Source organism: Bacillus infantis (assembly GCF_008180445.1).
Classification (GTDB): Bacteria; Bacillota; Bacilli; order Bacillales; family Cytobacillaceae; genus Bacillus_AB; species Bacillus_AB infantis_B.
The window spans coordinates 1-15,806 of the sequence record NZ_VTER01000002.1; the positions used below are offsets into that span (position 1 = coordinate 1).

The window sequence follows — 15,806 nt, forward strand, 5'->3', positions numbered from 1 at the left end:
AGGGTCTGCGTAAAATCTTGTGTAAGTAATATTCGACAATCTTCTCAAGGCAAGAAATTATAGGTATAAAAAGATATAGGCTGGCAATACTATAATTGCCTTTTACCATAAAACAGGATAGGGCAATGCAGAAGTGCAACCTGAGCGGTTTTATGGCTTTTACACTAAAACGGATAGATTATGCTGTCCGTTTTTTTGTTTGTCCGTTTTAGGGAAAACAAAAGCGATAAACTTCAGGGGTTTGGGGACAGAGTCCCCAATCATGATGTTTGGTTTAAGATCTCAAGCTGGTTCAATATCATATCCCAATTACGGTAACGCATTGTCCATTTCTTCGTAATATTTTGAGCGGCCAAATAAAGCATTTTTCTTAAGCTGTCATCATTAGGAAAAATAGACTTAGTTTTTGTTACTTTTCTAAATTGGCGGTGAAGACCCTCAATAATATTCGTAGTATATATTATYTTCCTAATTTCTGGTGGATATGCAAAGAAGGYGGCCAAAATATCCCAATTTTCTTCCCAGGACCTAACCGAAGAAGGATATTCTTTCCCCCACTTTTCTTTAAATTCCATCAATCTTTCCCTTGCCGTTTCTTCGTTGATTGAAGTATAGATTAGCTTTAAATCAGCGACAAATTCCTTTAAGTGTTTATAAGATACATATTTGGTACTTGAGCGAATCTGGTGAATGATACAGCGTTGAATACCGGCAAATGGATACACAGCTTCAATGGCTTCTTTAAAGCCTGTAAGCCCATCAACACAGAAGAGATTAACGTTTTTCACCCCGCGGGTTTTCAAATCATTCAACACACCTAGCCAAAACTTACTGCTTTCATTTCCTCCAACCCAGATCCCCAGTATTTCTTTATATCCTTCATTGTTGATTCCCAAAACAATGTAGGCTGCTTTCGAGACAATTTGGTGATTATCRCGAATTTTATAATGGATGGCATCCATAAAAATAAAAGGGTAATAGGCTTCAAGCGGACGGCTTTGCCACTCATTCACCTGAGGCATAATTYTCTCACTAATTTTACTTACTAATTCAGATGAGATTTCAAGGTTATAGAGATCCTTGACCTGTTCCTGGATATCCCTAGTGGACATTCCATGAGAATATAAGGACAGTATTCTTTCTTCCAAACCATCGGCATTCCTTTGATATTTGTCCAGAATTTGTGGCTCGTACGAGCCATTTCTGTCCCGGGGAACACTTACTTCAACTTCACCAAATTGCGTTTTTAATTTACGTTTAGTTGCGCCATTTCGGTAATTGCTGGGCCCATTACTCCGGCGTTGGTGCTTCTCATAACCCAGCTGCTCTTCAATCTCACATTGGAGTACTTCTTCCAAAATATCAGAAAACATTTCTTTGATGGTCTCCATGATTTCATTGGTGCTTGTGAACTTTTTTTCCTTTACAAGATCTTTAACAACTTCCTTTGGTAATTTCATAACAAAATCCTCCTCGACAAAATTATTTATCCTAATTCTCGCCAAGGAGGATTGCTTTCATACTTATTTACACAACATTTTCCGCACTGTCNCGGTAATTGCTGGGCCCATTACTCCGGCGTTGGTGCTTCTCATAACCCAGCTGCTCTTCAATCTCACATTGGAGTACTTCTTCCAAAATATCAGAAAACATTTCTTTGATGGTCTCCATGATTTCATTGGTGCTTGTGAACTTTTTTTCCTTTACAAGATCTTTAACAACTTCCTTTGGTAATTTCATAACAAAATCCTCCTCGACAAAATTATTTATCCTAATTCTCGCCAAGGAGGATTGCTTTCATACTTATTTACACAACATTTTCCGCACTGTCCCCCGGCAATGTCCGGGGCCTTTTCGCATTAGTTTTCGTTCTTTAAAACCTCATACCATTTATCCTTCCAGGCTTCTACTTTGCTGTTGATTTCATCTCTTGCCTTTTGTGCTTCTTCTTCTTTTTGTTCGTATAAGTCCTTGAAATGCGAGTCGCGGATTTCATGCCTGGTTTCCGCCAGTTCCTCTGCTTCTTCTGCCGCTTCAGGACTGATCAGCTCTTCGCTCTCCAGGAAGGATACTGCACTTTTAATCCTGTCTTTCTCTCTATCTGATATCAATCTGATCGGGTTGGATATATCAAGGAGCCTTTCTTTCTGGTCTACCGTCTCGTGCAATGGTATTCCCAGCTGGGAAAATATTTGCCCCAGGCTCGGCTTCCATTTTTTCAGCACCTGGTCTTCCAGCTCGTCTTTATCCCTTACGGTCGCATAAGTTCCGCCGCCGGCCTCCGCAACCTCTTTCAGCTGTTGCTGCCCTTCGTCATCAACATCGAAGCCGATGATATTGACCTTTGCCTCAATATTGCTGCCCTGAAGCTGCCGTGCTGCTTCTACAGGGTCTCCGTCACAGGTCTCAACCCCATCGCTGACAATATAGATGGTGTTTTTATAATCCGTGCTGTTATAGGCGGATAAAAGCTCACGTGCTTTGTCAATCGCTCCAGCCAGCGGGGTCCAGCCGCTGGCCTCAAATGAATCCATGGATTGGTTGAAGGCAGTTTTCTCATAGGCCCCCAAAGGGAATACCTCATCTATGCGGCTGCAGGATTCAGCTTTATCTTCATCGTTCCCTGTTCCTACATGGCCGTACGCCATTAAGGAAACACTGGCATCATCCTCCAGAGAACTTGTAAATTCCTTGATGGTTTCTTTGGCAAGCATCATTTTATTGCCGCCGCTGACATCAGCTTTCATGCTTCCGCTTGCATCCATTAAGATGACTATATTAGATTTCTGCTTCTTTGCCTGCTGGATTTCATCTTCTCCATCAGGGAGTTCTGGCATCTCATGACCATGCTCAAAGGAAACCAGTTCATCATAGTAGGATTGGTACAAGCCTGAGCCCAGCTGATAGACCAGGTAGTCGTATACCTGGCTGCCGGATAAATCCTTGTGCTCAGAGAAATATGCTTTCATTTCTTCTTCTGCTGCCGGCTGGAGTGTCTGCTCATTAAAGCCGGTATATTTTTTGGAGTCCCATAGATCGGCAATTTCCACCTCAGGTTCCAGTTTGCCTTCAAGTATCTTTCCAGGCTCTTGTGCGACCATGCCCTCAATATCATCCGCTGCTTCTGGTATCTTTTCATCGGAAGATGTTTCCTGTTCCCGGGCTTCCTCCGGGTGTGCATCATTTTTCTTTTCGCCTGAAGCCTTTTCATCTTCCCCGCTGCAGCCTGCCAGAACCAGGATGCATAGAAGTGCGAATAAGCTCGCAAGAATATGTATTTTTCTTTTCATTATTCTGCCCTCCTCTTTAGAGATTTTACAATATTTACTAAGCTGCTGCCCTTTTTTACCCAAAATCAGGCATTTAGTAACCTGCTCTATTAAAAATATAGGAAAAAAGAGGTCCAGAGAGTTTAAACTTTCTAAACAAGGGAAATGTCTTTATGGTTATAAAGAACTATTATATAATGACTATACAGATAGGGGAATTACAATGAGTGTTTATCAATTTTCAGCTCCGGCCATGAACGGAAGACAAATCTCTCTGGAGGAATACAGGGGGAAAGTAATGCTGATTGTCAATACAGCAAGCCAGTGCGGCTTTACTTTTCAATATCAGGATCTGCAGAAGCTTTACGACCGCTACAAAGAAAAAGGGCTGGTTATATTGGGGTTCCCATGCAATCAATTTGATAATCAGGAGCCTGGGAGTGACGAGGAAGTCCAATCCTTCTGTGAGCTCCGCTATGGTGTATCATTCCCGATGTTTCAAAAAATGGATGTGCGCGACGGAAATGCCCATCCTTTATTCAATTACCTGACTGCACAGAAGCCATTCCAAGGATTCAATGAGAATCATCCGGTTGCAAAAATCCTCATTCCTCTGTTGAAGGAAAAGCATCCTGAATACCTGTTCGGCGACTCAATTAAGTGGAATTTCACTAAGTTCCTAGTTGATGGAGAGGGAAATGCGGTGAAAAGGTTTGAGGCTACGACAGATCCGTTCGAGATGGAAGCGGACATAGAACAGCTGCTGGGCTGATAGCAAAAAGGAGCTCCGATTGCCGGAGCTCCTTTTGTGTCTGCAGTTATTCCGGAAACTCCCTGGTCACCTGGATGCCCTTTTCCTGGAGCTTCACATTAAAGATCGGATAAGCCTTCCGGACGGTTTCTGTAATGAGGAAGCTGTACTGTTCCCCGTCCTTAAACACAAATGTCAGATTCTTATCCTTAAGTCCATTTTTTTCTTCAACTGCAATCTGCTTCGCTTCCTCTACATCCGCCCACAGAAATTCCTTTTCGCCAAAGCCGAAGAAGGGATTGATATAAATGCCATTGCCGTTCATATAGTGATAATGGTCTACACTCAAGACGGACAGCAGGATGCTTGCAAAGATGCCCGCTGCAATCAATCCCTTGGCCATTTTATTTTTTGCCAAGCCGGAAATCATCAGGAGCAGGCTGAGGCTTAATAAAATGAGGGAGCCGGTGAATATAAAGTAGGCTGATCTCGGCGGTTCCAGAAACCAGTATCCGAATGGATGATACAGGGCCTGCTGAAGAGGGAGCAGCACCACCAGCGGTATAAAGAATGATCCCAACAGAAGAACAAAGGAAATGCCAAGGATATATTGATTTTTGTCCCGTTTCTTTTTTTTAGTAATGGTATAGCTGCTGGACATTGTTGAACCACCTCTGATTTGATAATACCAGACTGCCTGATGTGGAATATATAAAAATTTCAGTCTATTGAAAATCCTACCATGAAAATGGGGAGTTTTGTATACTTAAGGAAAAAGAAAAGGATAAATTCCGATGCAGAAAATCATGATTATTGAAGATGACAGCAAAATGAGAGGGCTTATCGGGCAATTTTTAAAAAACTGGGGCTTTTCAGTGCCGCCAGTCGATGATTTCAGCATGATAGCTGAGCAGTTCAGCGCCTGCAGTCCGGATCTGGTCCTCCTTGATATCAATCTTCCTGAACGGGATGGCTATTATTGGTGCGGGAGAATAAGAGAGATGTCTGATGTGCCTGTTATATTCATTTCCTCACGCTCGCAGAATATGGATATCATCATGGCCATGAATATGGGGGGCGATGATTACATCCAGAAGCCTTTTTCGCTGGAAGTGCTGGTCGCTAAAATCAATGCGGTTCTAAGAAGGGCCGGCAGGGGAAAGGGAGATGAAAAGGAAACCGATCTCATTACTGCAGGGCCAATATCGCTTAGTTTGGGAACTGCGGCTTTTATTTACGAGGGGACGGAGGTTTCTTTGACTAAGAATGAGTTCCTGATATTATATACGCTGATGAAAAAGCCTGAACAGATTGTTTCCCGTGATGAAATCATGCGGGCGCTTTGGCAGGATGAGCAATTCATAGATGATAATACTTTGACCGTCAATGTAGGGCGATTACGGAAAAAGCTTGAATCAGCAGGATTGAAGGACAGAATTTCTACGAAAAAAGGATTGGGGTATATGCTTCTATGAGCTGGGGGAAGTATCTGCTGGACCAAAGGGCGCACCTGGCTGCCATCTGTATTATATTAGCTTTCAATTGGATAATCGTCTGGCTTGAGCCCGGTTCAGCCCTGCGGCCCTCCAGTCTGCTCTATATGGCAGCCATTTCTCTTATTGTTATAGCTGTATATCTGGCAGCCGGCTATTTTTCCAAGATGAGGTTTTATAGTCATTTGGCGCCTGCAGTTGAACAGGACAGCCTGCCTGGCGAGTGGCGGGGCATGTCTCAGGAAGAGCTCCTGATATTGCAGCTTTTCCGGAGCCAGTATATGAACCAGCACGAAAGAGAAGATGCCTTGGCGAGGAATCAAAAGGACTGGCTTGAGTATATGGCACTCTGGTTCCATGAGATAAAAACACCGATATCTGTCAGCAGGATGCATTACGAAACAGACGGAGATATTGATAGTCTTGCAGAGGAAATGCGCAAGATCGAGCATTTTGCGGAGCAGGCATTGTACGTATCCCGGCTGAGCCATTTTAATAAAGATTATTTGATCCAGGAGATTGATATCCAGCAGACAATCAAGGATGCCGCCAAGCAGCATATGAAGCTGTTTCTTTCTAAAAAGATCAAACTGGAGCTGTCCCTTGAGCCTTTTTCTGTTTTAACAGACAGAAAAGCATTGTTGTTTATTGTCAGCCAGATTATCGGTAATGCACTGAAGTATACAGGAGACCGGGGCATGATCAGTATCTGCATCCAGCCTGCTGAGAGGAAGCTCACGATCCGTGATAACGGGATTGGTATTCCGCAGGAGGATATTCCCCGTGTTTTTGAAAAAGGATTTACAGGGAAAAACGGCAGGCAGATGGCTGCTTCTACAGGAATGGGGCTGTATCTGGCCAATGAATTGGCCGGGAAGCTGGGGCATAAGCTTGTCTGCCGATCAGAAAAAGGTCAGTTCTGCTCGTTTGAGATCCTATTCCCTGATCTGAGAGATCCTTATATAGAAAAACTATGAAAGCAGCCTTATGACGGGCTGCTTTCATTATTCATTCATTAACGATGCGGCTATATGTTCTTGCTGTAGCGAAATAGTAAACAAAGTAAATCAGTGCATACAAAGCCGCTGCTAAAATGAAGGGAATCAGCGTGTCTATCTTCAGGAACCGCGTCAATGCCAGCATAATGACAGAACTGTGCAGGACAGCGCCCAGGAACGGAAGAGCGAAAATAAGGAACAGCTGCCTCAGAATGGCGGCATTGATCTGCTTTCTGCCCATTCCAATTTTCTTTAGGACTCTATATCTGTCCTGGTCTGCGACAGCCTCTGACAGTTGTTTGTAGTGAAGCATGCTGCCGGTTGCGAGCAGGAATGTCAATCCGAGAAAGCTGCTTATAAAAATAAGGATTCCATATATTTGCATCAGCTTCTCATGCTGATGGAAGAAGGTCGAAAAAATGGCTGTCTCCAGATCAGGCATTTCACTATCATAATAGGCCTGAATCTGGTTGGCGATTGTTCCGGCATTCTTATCATTTTTCCAGCTGACAGCCTGTAAAGTGTTTTCAGGATAATTTCCCCTCAGCTCCCGATAGAGTTCATCAGTTATGACGACCGGGAACGAATACAAACCCTGGTTAAGGAGCGGATTTTCTTCATATGAAGTAAAACGAATCTCCCTGCCCCCGGGCAGCACCATGTTTTTTCCTGAATAAGGGTCTTCATCCTGCTTCAGGTTCCCATCATAAAAGGCAATGGCTCCATTTTCCCCGGATATAGGTGAGGTACTCTGGCCGAGTCCGTCCGCGAGTTTTTTATAGGCAGCCTCGGGAATGAGCAGAGCCGGGTAGTCATCGGGATACCTGCCTGTTGCCGACAAATCCGCATTTACAGCAAGATAAGGGATTTCAGAGGCAAACTGGAGAGGGTTTTTTTGATTTTTTTCGATCATTTTCAAAATATGCTCATTCTGCTCTCCGCTTTGTACGGTATACAAAAGGCTGAGCGGGTAGTTTTTTTTGGCAAGTGCATTCATGTTGGAGTAGAGGCTGCCAGCCGTTCCAATTGTGAATAATGTAAAGGTGCTGAGAAGGGATATGATTGTCAGCACCAGAATATTGCCTTTAATTCTGAATAATAAATGGGAAAGGCTGATTAAATTGATGCCTTTATAATAAACCCTCTTAATCGCTTTAAGGCGTTTTAACAGAATAATAATAAAACAGTTTAAGAATAAGAAAGTCCCAAGGCCGATTGCTCCCAGTGATACTAAAATAGCCAGGAAGCCAAAGTCTTTCCATACACCGGAGCTTGAAGGCTCCAAAAGAAGAAAGTAGCCTGAACCAGCCAGCAGCAGTGAGAGCACAGCGCCCATAGCAGAGCCTTTCGGCTGTTTTTCTGCTTTCTTTTCGGCCTGAAACAGCTCGAGCAGTGTATGCCTGTACACAAGCCTGAAATTATAAATCGAAGTGAGCAGGATGATCAAAGAAAAAACAGCAGAGGTCTGCAGGATGGCAGCCCCGGAAAAAGCAAAGCCGGTAATAGTGGAAAGGCCCATTACTTTTATGAGCAGCATGGCAAAGAATTTAGACATCAGCATACCTGACACAATGCCTGCAGACAGGGCGAAAGCGCCTATCATCAGCTGCTCCAAGAAGAGCAGGCGGCCAATCTGTTTCTTTTTAAGTCCGTATAAGGCATAGAGGGCAATTTCTTTTTTCCTTTTTTTCATAAAGTAGGCGTTAGAATACCAAATAAAGATTGCCGCGAAAGCCAGCAGCATAACAGAAGCCGCAGCAAAGGCAGGCTCAAGCTTGCCCAAAGCAGTAACGGACGATGAAATACCCTGATTATACTGCAGTGACACAAACGTATAGTAAATAAGGATGCTGAATACCATTGGGTTAAAATACAGCAGGTACTGGGTCCTGTTGCCTTTAAAACTGCGTCTGGCAAGTTCAAATAGCGTCATGGCAGCCACCGCCTCCCAAAGCAGCAAGAATATCGATGATCTGCTGGAAAAATTGCTTTCGATCAGACTCACCTTTGCGAACTTCTGTAAAGATATGCCCATCCTTGATAAAAAGCACTCTGCTGCAAAAGCTGGCTGCAAGGGGATCGTGCGTCACCATCAAGATGGTTGCCTGCTGCTCTGCATTCAGCCTTTGGAGCGCCTGAAGCAGTCCAAATGCGGACTTGGAGTCAAGGGCTCCTGTAGGCTCATCGGCAAGAAGAAGGGAAGGTTCTGTAATCAGCGCCCGTGCTGCAGCGGTCCGCTGCTTTTGCCCGCCTGAAATCTCTCTTGGATACTGCTCTAATATCCTTTCAATTTCAAACCATTGTGCAAGCTTTTGGATTCTTGCGTCAATCTGATTGGATGCCATTCCTGACAAAGCAAGGGGAAGAGTGATATTTTCCCTTACATTCAAAGTATCCAGCAGGTTAAAATCCTGGAAGATGAAGCCGAGCTGCTCTCTCCGGAAACGGGACAGCTCTTCCTCCTCCATCCGCAGGATATCTTGATCTTTGATATGGATGCTGCCTGCAGAGGGATTGTCAATCGAAGCCAGAATATTGAGCAGTGTTGATTTCCCGGCACCGGATGGCCCCATGATCCCTGTAAATTCCCCTCTTTCTATCTCAAGATCAATATGCTCAAGCGCATTATACAAGTTATTCTTAGTCCCATATGTTTTCCTGATTCCCTTTGCACGAAGAAGCATGGCGGAATTCCTCCTGAATTTTCTTTTTCTAAGCTAACTATATGAGAAATCAGGTATGCCATCCATAGCTTAAGCTTACAATATGAAGGCTAAAGATGACATTTTTGTCAGAAACAGAAAATGGAGGAAGCAAGGTGGACAATCACTCAGTTGCCAAGGAGCTGAACAAGTTTTTGAAAGGGATGTACATGGGTATCCATGCCTACGAGCATTTCATTGAAAAAATTGCAGATGAAGGTGTCAGAGCCGAATTCCAGAGGATGCAGCAGGAGCATAAGCAGAATGCAGCCCTCGATAAAACCCTCACCGGCGAAGACTATTACGCCATTCAAATGTCCGAAGAAAACGTAAGAGGCGACCTCGACCCGGAGAGCCGCCGTCTAGTCGAAAAAGTCCTCGACACAGACCGGAAGCATGTGGAGTATTTAAATACATTGAAGGGCAAAGTCTGAAGCCCTCCCCAAAGGTAAGGGTTACTAGAGGGGTCAGCCAAACAAATTATTAAACCCTGCTGATTGGAGCGGAAGGCACGAAGACTCCAGCGGGAATGCAGCGGCAAAGCTGAGACCCCGCAGGAGGCACGACAAGGAGGCTCAGCGCCGCCCCGCGGAAAGCGAAGTGCCTGGAACGGAAATCAGCAGACTACATTTGAGGAAGTATCCATGTCATTGATCAAAGAACTACATAAAATTGTAATTGGAATAGCAAAAACACGTATCAAACCCTGTTGATTGGAGTGGAAGGCACGAAGACTCCTGTGGGAGATAGCGGCAAGGCTGAGACCCCGCAGCGCGCAGCGCGAGGAGGCTCAGCGTCGCCCCGCGGAAAGCGAAGTGCCTGGAACGGAAATCAGCAGACTTCATTTATAAGCAAAAAAAGACTGCAGGCAAACTCAGGTCTCCTGAATTTGTCTGCAGCCTCAGCAGTGCATCGATGCACTGCATTTTTTATTTAATACCCTTCATCAATCTCTGAATGGAAGGAGACATGAAAATCAGGACGCCGCCTAAAACGACAGCCAAAAGTCCAAGCGTACCAAAATACATAATCTCATTATTAGGATCATACAGCTTAACAAGCTGAGCATTTACCGCCTGTGCCGCTGCATTGGATAAGAACCATAAGCTCATCGTCTGAGCTGAGAAAGCCGCCGGCGCAAGCTTTGTTGTAGCTGACAGCCCTACAGGGGACAGGCACAGCTCACCGATAACGACAAGGAAGAAGCTCAGTACAAGCCATAATGGATTAACTAATGATTCTCCGCCGCTCATATAAGCAGGGATAATCAGGACAAGGAAAGACAAGCCCGCGAAAATCAAGCCAAGTGAGAACTTTTTAGGCGTTGATGGCTGCCTGTTTCCTAACTTAACCCAAAGCCACGCAAACAATGGTGCGAGTGCGATGATGAACAATGGATTAAGGGACTGGAACCATGACGCCTGCAGATGGATCCCTGCAAAGTCCAGGTCAGTACGCTTGTCCGCATATTGGGCAAGGATGATGGAACCTTGTTCCTGGATCGCCCAGAACATAACCGATGCTATAAACAGCGGGATGTAGGCGATAATCCTTGACCGCTCATCTGAAGTTGTTTTCGGACTGCGGTACATCACTATAAAGTATGCTGTCGGAATGGCAATCCCGAGGATACTGATCAGTACCGTGAAGCGGTTAATCGTTAAGAACCCGGTTGAAATACTGATAAAAGCAATAATAGCAATAATAACTGCGGCAATGGCAATGCGGCCGAATACTTTTTTGCGCTCTTCAGGGAGCAGCGGGTTTGGTACATAGCTGCCTGCAAGCCCCAGATTTTTCTTTCTTGTAGCAAGATAAGTGATCAATCCAATCAGCATACCGATTGCTGCAATGCCGAAGCCCCAATGGAAGTTATACTTTTCACCGATTGTTCCGACAATTAACGGTGCAATGAAAGCACCAGCGTTGATTCCCATATAGAAAATGGAGAAACCGGAATCACGGCGGACATCTTCTTTGCTGTAAAGGTCGCCGACAACGCTCGAAACGTTAGGTTTTAATAGTCCCGTACCAATGACAATCAATGCCATGGAGATGAACAGGGCCGTAATGCCTCCAGGGAATGCAAGGGCGATATGGCCAAGCATGATCAGGACCCCGCCATAGAATACAGTCCTGGCAGTTCCGAGTATACGGTCGGCAATCCAGCCTCCGATTACCCCGGACATATATACGAGTGAGCCGTACACGGCCATTACAGAAGCGGCTGTCGTCTCATCGATCCCAAGTCCGCCCTTAGATACTTCGTAATACATATAGTATAGCAGGATTGCTTTCATCCCATAGTAGGAGAAGCGTTCCCAGAACTCTGTGAAGAAGAGCGTGAACAAGCCCTTGGGGTGGCCGAAAAAGCCTTTCTGCGGCACGCTATTCACAATTTTCTGTTTATCAAAAGCTGTCATTTTTCTGCCTCCTTTAGTACAAAAACCATCATACTAAAATTAAATTGTGATTGTCAAAAAATTATAGGAATATAATAAAAAAGTACCAGGCATCTATACCATATATCTACTCCTCTTTCTTTATTTGGAAACAATTGAGAGTTTACCCTATAATTTTTGCCTCAAACCAGGATAAATGAATCATTGATGGTAGGCTAATTCAGGCGCTGGATCCTGCCACTTCTGCAGCTTTCGGGCTATCTGTTTATAAGATGCCCTTCTGGAGAATAAAACTAATCATTTAGTGATAAACAATTCCCATTTATATCCTCCTGAATCAATCCGCAAAAAATACCCGGGCATTCAGGCCCGGGCAAGTTGATTAGAATTTGTTCCAGTTTAAAACATCGTCCAAAGGCAGACGGTTTTTCTCAAAGCCGGCCTTTTTGCCTTTTCCTAAGGAAATAAGCATCACTGGCTTGAAGTTTTCCGGTACATTAAAGGCTTCAACAAATTTCCCTTCGTCATAGCCGCCCATAGGAACCGTGTCATAGCCTTTTGCTTTAGCTGCCAGCATCAGCTGCATAGAGACAAGGCCGCCGTCGATCATGGCAGTCTTAAGCGCTCTCTCATCAGAGAAACCGCCATAGGTTTTCATGATGGATGCTACATAGGAATCTTTGATTTCTTCCGTCATGCGGCCCATCTTTACAAGGCCTCCGTAAATTTCGCCTGCATTCTTATAGGCATCTACATCAGCAAGTACTGCAACGACGACAGAAGCATCTGTGATCTGCTGCTGGTTGTTTGCAATTGGCAGCAGTTCTTTTTTCGCTTCCTGGTCCTTGATGACAAGGAATCTCCATGGCTGGAGGTTAGAAGAAGACGGTGCCAGGATGGCTGCTTCAAGGATTTCACGGATTTCGCTGTCTTCCATCATATAATCGGCATCATACTGGCGGACAGAGCGGCGCTCTTTTGCCACCGTGAAGAAATCTGTATCTTCCAGCTCCTTTGGAGCTTCAGTGGTTTGGTCAAGATCTTTTACTTTATTTAAATACTCTTCTTTGCTCATTGTATTATCACTCATCTATGCCATCTCCCTTTAACTGTGGTTATTACAAGAACAGTATATGGCGTTACTGTTCTTTTGTCAAACACAGTTTATTTTCCGATAAAATATGCATGAAAAGGGAGGACTGTCTATTTGCCGTTGAGAAGTTTCCTGTAAGAATAGGATTGCCTTCCTGACTCAGAAAGCTGAAACCAATTGTATCCCGGCCCGTAAATGTTATAAAAGGAGGGATGGTTTTGCAGGTTGATTATAAGCCGGCTTCAGAGCAGATGCTGAAGGCTGATAAAGGAATATCCTTTCAAAAACTGCTCAACATGGCCGGGAGCTTCATGCTGCTGGGCCTGCTGGCCAGCATTTTTACTGTACCTTTTTCATTGAATGAAGAGCTGAAGCTGTATTATGATAACAGGCTGGTCCTGAAGGGAGAAAAGCTGGAGGAATTTCTGTCTTTTGTTTTTGCAGCAGGCTTTGCCTACTTCATGCTGGTCCGGCTGTATTTTACACAGCGGAGACTTTTCTATATTTTTTTGTGGCTGATACTGATTGACTCCATCATCATGGTATTTCTATTATACGTATCTCATTAACAGCCGCTGCGCGAATATAAAAAAGGAAACGAAACACAATGATGTCCCGTTTCCTTTATTTTTTACCCATCAGGTCTTTAAGGGTCTTTTCTTCTAATCCGTTCAGGATCCATTGCTCCATTTCATTCTTCAGGCCGGATAAGGCGCTTCGGGTGCATGGTTCAAAGCACTCTTTGCTGCTGACATCCAGGAAACCTTTTGAAAATGGCTCTGCGCGCATCCCCGCATATACATCAGAAAGCCTGATATCCTCTGGCGGTTTTGCGAGAAAATAGCCGCCGTCCCGGCCTTCCTTTGCCTGTACAAGGCCTTCTTTGACCAAATTGCGCAGAATTTTCCGGAGAAACCCTGATTCTGAACCGATTTTGTCGGCCAGTTTTGCACTTGGGCACAGGCCCTCATTATCTGCCATGATAAGCAAGGCCTGCAGGGCCAGGCTGAACCATCTTATGCTGGAGGCAGAGGGTGTTTTCTCGTTCAATATACTCACCTCTGCTTTAACTGTATCGTATTTTCTGCTAAAAAGACAATCCCCTTGAAAAAATTGTTAGAAAAAAGAGAACGGCTCTGCAGCCGTTCTCCTCCTGAATATAGCACCCACTGGCTGGTGGTTTTGCTTTTATAATTTAAATGAGCTCTTCAGCGAAACGATCCGGTTGAATACAATGTGATCTTCTGCTGTATGCTTAGGATCGACATTGAAATAGCCGTGGCGGAAGAACTGGAACTTATCTTGAGGCTTGACATCCTTCATATTAGGCTCGATGAAGCCATTGACGATTTCCAAAGAATTTTCATTTACATGGTCAAGGAAGGTTTTGCCTTCATTTTCTTCGCTGTTCAATTCTTCGTCAAGGATCAGCGGCTCATACAGGCGGAATTCAGCCGGAACTGCCTGGGACGCCTCGACCCAGTGGATGGTCCCCTTTACCTTCCGTCCGGTAAAGCCGGTGCCGCTCTTGGTTTCCGGATCATATGTGCAATGGATTTCAACAACTTCGCCGTTTTCATCCTTGATGACATCTTCGCATTTAATGAAATAGGCATGCTTCAGGCGCACTTCATTTCCGGGGAAGAGGCGGAAATATTTCTTCGGCGGATCTTCCATGAAATCATCCTGCTCGATATAAATCTCTCTTGAAAATGGGATCTGGCGGCTGCCCATTTCCGGATTTTCAGGATTGATTTCCGCTTCAAGCATTTCTGTCTGTCCTTCAGGATAATTGGTGATCACAACCTTCAGCGGCTTCAGAATCCCCATTGTCCGGGGGGAAGACAGCTTAAGGTCTTCACGGACAAAATGCTCAAGCATCGCAGTATCAACAGCTCCGGAACCTTTTGAGACGCCTGTCGCTTCAACAAATTCACGGATGGCGCCAGGCGTGAAGCCTTTTCTTCTCAGCCCTGAGACAGTCGGCATGCGCGGATCATCCCAGCCATCCACATATCCTTCATCAACGAGCTGCTTCAGCTTTCTTTTGCTCATGACTGTATTGATCAGGTTCAAGCGCCCGAACTCAATCTGCTGCGGCTTGCTTTCCATCTCACAAGCTTCAATGACCCAGTTATACAGCGGTCTTTGATCCTCAAATTCTGTTGTGCAGAGTGAGTGGGTGACGCCCTCGATTGCATCCTCGATCGGATGGGCAAATGCATACATCGGATAAATGCACCATTTGTCGCCTGTGTTATGGTGATGGGCATGTGATACACGGTAAATGACCGGGTCCCTCAGGTTGATATTGGGTGAGCTCATATCGATTTTCGCCCTGAGCACCTTTTCTCCATTCTGGAATTCTCCTGCACGCATGCGCTTGAACAGGTCCAGGTTTTCCTCGACAGAACGGCTGCGGTATGGGCTGTCCTTTCCGGGCTCTGTCAAAGTTCCGCGATATTCCCTGATTTCATCTGCATTCAGGTCATCAACATAAGCAAGGTCTTTTTTGATCAGCAGGACTGCACGCTCGTACATTTCCTCAAAATAATCGGAGGCAAAGCGGAGCTCATCCCATTCAAAGCCAAGCCATTTTACATCCTCTTTAATGGCATCGACATACTCCTGGTCTTCCTTCAGCGGATTGGTGTCATCAAAGCGCAGATTGGTTTTGCCGTTAAAATCATCGGCGAGTCCGAAGTTGATGATGATGGACTTCGCATGTCCGATATGAAGATAGCCGTTCGGCTCTGGAGGGAAGCGGGTAACGACTTCATTCCTTTTTCCGGATTCCAGGTCCTCCTTAATGATCGTTCGAATAAAATTGGATGAGTTTTGTTCCAAACCAGTATCAGCCTTTCTTTTATATACTTTAGGAAATTATAAATTCTTTTTGCCAGAAGCTCAATCGGCGTCCAAACATTTTTTATTAAAATAGCCCTTTTTTAAAATAGTTGTATTGACATTGTTGTTGATTTTGGGCTCATGTGTGTGAAACTCTGTTTCACACGCATTTCAGCACAGCTAAAATAAGCCCAAAATCAACATGCAGTTACAATAGTCTAAAAAAAACCGGGCTCGTTCACTTATAGTCT

14 protein-coding genes are annotated in these 15,806 nt (G+C 44.7%); 5 read left to right on the forward strand and 9 right to left on the reverse strand.

Annotated elements, in window-relative coordinates; all coding sequences use genetic code 11:
• Nucleotides 1-260: 260 nt before the first annotated feature.
• Both FZD51_RS02370 and FZD51_RS02380 read right to left on the reverse strand, forming a co-directional pair.
• Nucleotides 261-1,460: an IS256 family transposase gene (locus tag FZD51_RS02370; protein WP_148973309.1), complete on the reverse strand. Its 1,200-nt coding sequence runs from the start codon at nucleotides 1,458-1,460 to the stop codon at nucleotides 261-263.
• Between the two features lie 399 nt (nucleotides 1,461-1,859).
• On the reverse strand, nucleotides 1,860-3,290 hold the full coding sequence (locus tag FZD51_RS02380; protein WP_262380650.1) for a vWA domain-containing protein: 1,431 nt from the start codon (nucleotides 3,288-3,290) through the stop codon (nucleotides 1,860-1,862).
• Nucleotides 3,291-3,492: 202 nt separating this feature from the next.
• On the opposite strand from FZD51_RS02380, the gene FZD51_RS02385 reads away from it, so the two are divergent.
• Nucleotides 3,493-4,041 carry a glutathione peroxidase gene (locus FZD51_RS02385; RefSeq protein ID WP_148973311.1) on the forward strand — a complete coding sequence of 183 codons (549 nt, stop codon included), beginning with the start codon at nucleotides 3,493-3,495 and terminating at the stop codon, nucleotides 4,039-4,041.
• Between the two features lie 46 nt (nucleotides 4,042-4,087).
• Here the strand turns inward: FZD51_RS02385 and FZD51_RS02390 are convergent, their stop codons facing one another.
• A complete protein-coding gene (locus FZD51_RS02390; protein ID WP_009792351.1) occupies nucleotides 4,088-4,681 on the reverse strand; it encodes a hypothetical protein in 594 nt (197 codons plus the stop codon).
• Between the two features lie 133 nt (nucleotides 4,682-4,814).
• Here FZD51_RS02390 and FZD51_RS02395 point away from each other — a divergent pair, with 133 nt between their 5' ends.
• On the forward strand, nucleotides 4,815-5,495 hold the full coding sequence (locus FZD51_RS02395) for a response regulator transcription factor (protein WP_148973312.1): 681 nt from the start codon (nucleotides 4,815-4,817) through the stop codon (nucleotides 5,493-5,495).
• Nucleotides 5,492-6,490, forward strand: a complete 999-nt coding sequence (locus FZD51_RS02400; RefSeq protein ID WP_148973313.1) for a sensor histidine kinase — start codon at nucleotides 5,492-5,494, stop codon at nucleotides 6,488-6,490. Before FZD51_RS02395 ends, FZD51_RS02400 begins: the two co-directional genes overlap by 4 nt.
• Nucleotides 6,491-6,521: 31 nt before the next feature.
• Here FZD51_RS02400 and FZD51_RS02405 read toward each other — a convergent pair whose 3' ends face one another.
• Nucleotides 6,522-8,444 (reverse strand): ABC transporter permease, encoded by a 1,923-nt coding sequence (locus FZD51_RS02405; protein ID WP_187445602.1) that lies wholly within the window; start codon nucleotides 8,442-8,444, stop codon nucleotides 6,522-6,524.
• Entirely contained in the window at nucleotides 8,431-9,195 is a 765-nt protein-coding gene (locus FZD51_RS02410; RefSeq protein WP_148973315.1) for an ABC transporter ATP-binding protein, read from the reverse strand. The genes FZD51_RS02405 and FZD51_RS02410 overlap by 14 nt, the downstream gene beginning before the upstream one ends.
• A gap of 95 nt (nucleotides 9,196-9,290) precedes the next feature.
• Here FZD51_RS02410 and FZD51_RS02415 point away from each other — a divergent pair, with 95 nt between their 5' ends.
• Nucleotides 9,291-9,647, forward strand: coding sequence for a DUF2383 domain-containing protein (locus FZD51_RS02415; RefSeq protein WP_262380655.1), 357 nt, complete (start codon nucleotides 9,291-9,293; stop codon nucleotides 9,645-9,647).
• Between the two features lie 495 nt (nucleotides 9,648-10,142).
• Here the strand turns inward: FZD51_RS02415 and FZD51_RS02425 are convergent, their stop codons facing one another.
• Entirely contained in the window at nucleotides 10,143-11,636 is a 1,494-nt protein-coding gene (locus FZD51_RS02425) for a peptide MFS transporter (RefSeq protein ID WP_009792349.1), read from the reverse strand.
• Between the two features lie 361 nt (nucleotides 11,637-11,997).
• On the reverse strand, nucleotides 11,998-12,705 hold the full coding sequence (locus FZD51_RS02430; protein ID WP_148973317.1) for a nitroreductase family protein: 708 nt from the start codon (nucleotides 12,703-12,705) through the stop codon (nucleotides 11,998-12,000).
• Between the two features lie 221 nt (nucleotides 12,706-12,926).
• Between FZD51_RS02430 and FZD51_RS02435 the strand changes: the two genes are divergently transcribed.
• Entirely contained in the window at nucleotides 12,927-13,277 is a 351-nt protein-coding gene (locus FZD51_RS02435) for a hypothetical protein (protein ID WP_148973318.1), read from the forward strand.
• Nucleotides 13,278-13,332: 55 nt separating this feature from the next.
• Here the strand turns inward: FZD51_RS02435 and FZD51_RS02440 are convergent, their stop codons facing one another.
• Both FZD51_RS02440 and FZD51_RS02445 read right to left on the reverse strand, forming a co-directional pair.
• Complete coding sequence (locus tag FZD51_RS02440; protein ID WP_148973319.1) at nucleotides 13,333-13,758, reverse strand: RrF2 family transcriptional regulator; 426 nt, start codon at nucleotides 13,756-13,758, stop codon at nucleotides 13,333-13,335.
• A gap of 138 nt (nucleotides 13,759-13,896) precedes the next feature.
• A complete protein-coding gene (locus tag FZD51_RS02445) occupies nucleotides 13,897-15,555 on the reverse strand; it encodes a glutamine--tRNA ligase/YqeY domain fusion protein (protein WP_148973320.1) in 1,659 nt (552 codons plus the stop codon).
• Nucleotides 15,556-15,806: the final 251 nt, after the last annotated feature.